Here is a 3626-nt window from a genome sequence, read left to right as displayed (position 1 = left end):
CTACCGCCGGATCCCGATCTTCGTCGCCATCTCGGTGTAGCCCTCGACCTCCTTCTCCACGAAGGCTCGCGTCTCGGCGGCGCCGAGGTAGTCGATGTTCATGTTCAGCCGCTCGGCGCCGGCCAGGAACTGGGGATCCTTCGCCATCTCGGCGAGGGCCGCCTCCCACTTGCGGACGATCGGATCCGGCGTCGCCGCAGGGAAGGCCGCGGCCGCCCACCACTGGATCCGGGTGCCCTTGATGACGCCCTGCTCCTCCGCGGTAGGCACGTCGGGCAGGTATCTGACGCGCGAGGGTGACAGCACGGCCAGAAGCTTGATCTTCCCGGCCTTGGTCATGGCGAAGGCCTCGGCCACCGAGTGGATCGAGAGCACGATGTGGCCGCCGGCCAGCTTCGTGAAGGAGTCGGCGGCGCCCTCGGTGATCACCATCTTGGTCTTGGCCGGGTCCACACCGATCTGGGTGAACCAGTCGTAAGCGGTGTAGCGGGACGGACCGGAGGGCCCCACGGTAGACCAGACGAGCTCGGTGGGGTTGGCCTTCACCCACTCGGAGAACTCCTTGAGGGTCTTCCAGGGCGCGTCCGCCTTCACCGCGAAGACCATGGGGTCGCGGACGATCCGCCCGGCGTACTTCCGGTCGGCCAGGGTGAGCTGCGGGGTCTTCCAGGCGCCGATGTGCATGGAGGAGATGGTGTGGATGTCCATGAGCACCGTGTAGCCGTCGGGCCGGGCTTCCTTGAGCGCGGCCCGGGCGCCGATGATCCCGCCGCCGCCGGGCTTGTTCACCACCAGCACGGGCTGACCCCACTTCTTGCCGATCCAGTCGGCGGTGAGCCGCGCGATCAGGTCCGTCCCGCCCCCGGGCACGAAGGGCACGACGATCTCGATGGGCTTGGTCGGGTAGTCCTGCGCCCGGGCGCCCGCCGGTCCCACGAGCAGGAGCACCGCCGCCAGCGAGCACACCAGGCTCCGGCTGCCACGTCGTGTCATGCGCGAGTCCCTCCTATCTTCGCACGGTTCACTACAGCGCCATTTCCTCCGCCGTCTCCTGGCGCACCCGCCGGCTCGTGTAGCGCACGAGCGCGATCGAGGTCACCAGCAGGACCGCGGCTCCCAGGATCAGCGCGAGCGAGATCCCGCGCCGGAAAAAGATCGAAGGATCCCCACCGCTCATGGAGAGCGACTGGATCAGGTACTTTTCGAGGAGCGGCCCCAGGATGAAGGCCAGGAGCAGGGGCGCCAGCGGCCACTGGTACTTCCGGAGGAAGTAGCCGACCAGGCCGAACACCAGGCTCACCGCCACGTCGAACATGCTGTTCCGCACGCTGTAGGCCCCGAGGAACGAGAGGAGCAGGATCGCGGGGCCCAGGATGCCGTACGGGAGGCGCGTGAGCCACACCCACATCCCGATGAGGGGCAGGTTCAGGATCAGCAGGATGACGTTTCCGATGTAGAAGCTGGCGATGACGGTCCAGACGAAGTCGGGGTTCTTCTGAAACAGGAGGGGCCCCGGCTGGAGCCCGTAGACCAGGAGCCCGCCGAGAAGGACGGCCAGCGGGGCCGAGGCCGGGATCCCGAGTCCCAGGAGCGGGATGAAGCCCGCCGACGAGGTGGCGTTGTTGGCCGACTCGGGCGCCGCCACTCCCTCGATGGCGCCCTTGCCGAACCGCTCGGGGTGCCTGGCGAGCTTCTTCTCGGCGTCGTAGGCCATGAAGACGGTAACCCCCGGGGCGCAGCCCGGAAGCAGTCCCAGGAAGAAGCCAATCCCCGTCCCCCTGAGGATCGCCGGAAAGCTCTGCCGGAGATCGGCCAGGCTCGGGAAGACGTTCCGGATCTCCGTCGCGATGGCCACCCGGGCCTCCTCCACCCCGAGGAACACCTCGGAGATCGCGAAGAGGCCGACGACCAGGGCGATGAGGTCCACACCGCCCATGAGCGGGGCCCAGTCGAACGTGAAGCGAGGCTCTGCCGTGGACGGACCGAGGCCGATCAGCGAGACGAAGTAGCCGAGCATCGCCATGGAAAGGCCCTTGACCAGGGAGCCGCCCGACAGCGAGGCCACCACGGTGAAGGCAAGCACCATGAGGCCGAAATACTCGGGGGGACCGAACCGGAGCGCCTGGTCGGCCAGGAACGGGGCGAAAAAGGTGAGCGCGACCACGCCGACGATGCCCGCGAAGAAGGAGCCGACGGCCGAGATCCCGAGGGCCACGCCGCCCCGGCCCTGCTGGGCCATCGGGTAGCCGTCGAGGCAGGTCGGCACCGAGGCCACCTCTCCCGGGATGTTCAACAGGATCGCCGTCGTGGAGCCGCCGTACATGGCGCCGTAGTAAATCGCGGAAAGCATGATGGTGGCCGGCACCGGCTGGAGCACGGTGGTCAACGGGAAGAGGATCGCGATGGCCGCGGTGGGGCCGAGCCCCGGCAGGACGCCCACCAGCGTCCCCAGGAGCGAGCCCAGGACAGCCATCCCGAGGTTGGTGGGAGTGAGCGCGGCGCCGAAGCCGCCGGCCAGCTGGCTCAGGATGTCCACGGCCTCAGTCGAGCTTGGGGCGGGAGCGCCGGCTGGCCGCTGCGCTTCGTCGTCGCCGCGCGGTCACCTCCGACGTCAGTTGCTTCACGGTCCCTCAGAACCCGAGCCAGCCGGTGGGAAGGGGCTCGAGGAGCCACACGCGGAAGAAGAGGTAGAGCAGGCCCGTGGAGATGGCTCCCTGCAGGACCGAGACGGGCCAGCGGTAGCCACCCAGCGTCCGGTAGAGCCCGGTCGAGACGAGGGCCGTGCCTCCCGTGTAGCCGAGATGGGGCATGACGATCCAGTAGGCGACGAGGATGCCCATCCCCCAGAGCATCCGGGCCCGCGGGATTCCCTCCGGGAAGGTCACCTTCACCGACGGGAGCCGGGCCACGAGCGCGGTCGCTCCCAGCAGGAGCAAGGCGAGCCCGACGATCATGGGAAAGGTATCGTCGCCGACCACGGCGCCCGCGACCATCTGGGTCCGAAGGGCATGGAGCCGGCGGGCCTCCGCGAGGGCGAACACGCCGAGCAGGACGAGGGCGCCACCCACGACCTTTGCATCCGTCGAGCGACCCCGGGTCGGCGCCTCGCTCATTCGACGACGTAGTCGGCGCGGGCGAGGATCGCCGGCGGGACCCGGAGTCCGAGCGCCTTCGCGGTCCGGAGGTTCACGGCCAGCTCGAAGGTGCTCCACTGCTCGACCGGGAGATCGGCCGGGTTCGCGCCCTTGAGGGTCCGGTCGACGAACTCGGCCACCCGCCGGAACAAGGCGCGCCAGAGCCCGCCGTACGACATCAGCCCGCCTTCGTCGACCGTTTCCCGCCACTCGTAGATCGCGGGAATCCGGTGGCGCGCGGCCAGCTCGATGATCTGGCGCCGGTCCTGATTGAGGATCGAGCTGGCGGCGACGAACAGCGCCTCGGCGCGCTGCTCCACCATCGTGGCGAAGGCGCGGTCGTAGTGGCCCTCCTTGGCCTCGACCACGACCAGCCGGACCCCGAGCGCGCGAGCCGTCTGCTCGGCCACCGCGACCTGCTCTCGGACATGCGGCTCCGCGGTGGACAGCACCGCGATCCGCGTGGCCTTCGGCACCATCTCCTTGACCAGC

Annotated in this window: 4 protein-coding genes; all 4 read right to left on the bottom strand. The window is 69.2% G+C overall.

Annotated elements, in window-relative coordinates; translation table 11 throughout:
• Entirely contained in the window at window positions 1-993 is a 993-nt protein-coding gene (locus tag VGW35_25495) for a tripartite tricarboxylate transporter substrate binding protein (GenBank protein HEV8311031.1), read from the bottom strand.
• A gap of 31 nt (window positions 994-1024) precedes the next feature.
• Window positions 1025-2473: a tripartite tricarboxylate transporter permease gene (locus VGW35_25490; protein HEV8311030.1), complete on the bottom strand. Its 1449-nt coding sequence runs from the start codon at window positions 2471-2473 to the stop codon at window positions 1025-1027.
• 157 nt (window positions 2474-2630) lie between these two features.
• Window positions 2631-3113 carry a tripartite tricarboxylate transporter TctB family protein gene (locus VGW35_25485; GenBank protein HEV8311029.1) on the bottom strand — a complete coding sequence of 161 codons (483 nt, stop codon included), beginning with the start codon at window positions 3111-3113 and terminating at the stop codon, window positions 2631-2633.
• A partial coding sequence (locus VGW35_25480) for an ABC transporter substrate-binding protein (GenBank protein HEV8311028.1) occupies window positions 3110-3626 on the bottom strand: 517 nt, incomplete at its 5' end. The genes VGW35_25480 and VGW35_25485, both read right to left, overlap by 4 nt.

It is taken from the genome of Candidatus Methylomirabilota bacterium, assembly GCA_036005065.1.
In the GTDB taxonomy this organism is placed as follows: Bacteria; Methylomirabilota; Methylomirabilia; order Rokubacteriales; family DASRDR01; genus DASYQW01.
This window is presented reverse-complemented; position numbering and strand designations above follow the sequence as displayed.

What these genes read in the sequence shown, in the direction of transcription:
- VGW35_25495 (HEV8311031.1), bottom strand. Translation starts at nt 993, where the DNA reads ATGACACGACGTGGCAGCCGGAGCCTGGTGTGCTCGCTGGCGGCGGTG.
- VGW35_25490 (HEV8311030.1), bottom strand. Translation starts at nt 2,473, where the DNA reads ATGGCTGTCCTGGGCTCGCTCCTGGGGACGCTGGTGGGCGTCCTGCCG.
- VGW35_25485 (HEV8311029.1), bottom strand. Translation starts at nt 3,113, where the DNA reads ATGAGCGAGGCGCCGACCCGGGGTCGCTCGACGGATGCAAAGGTCGTG.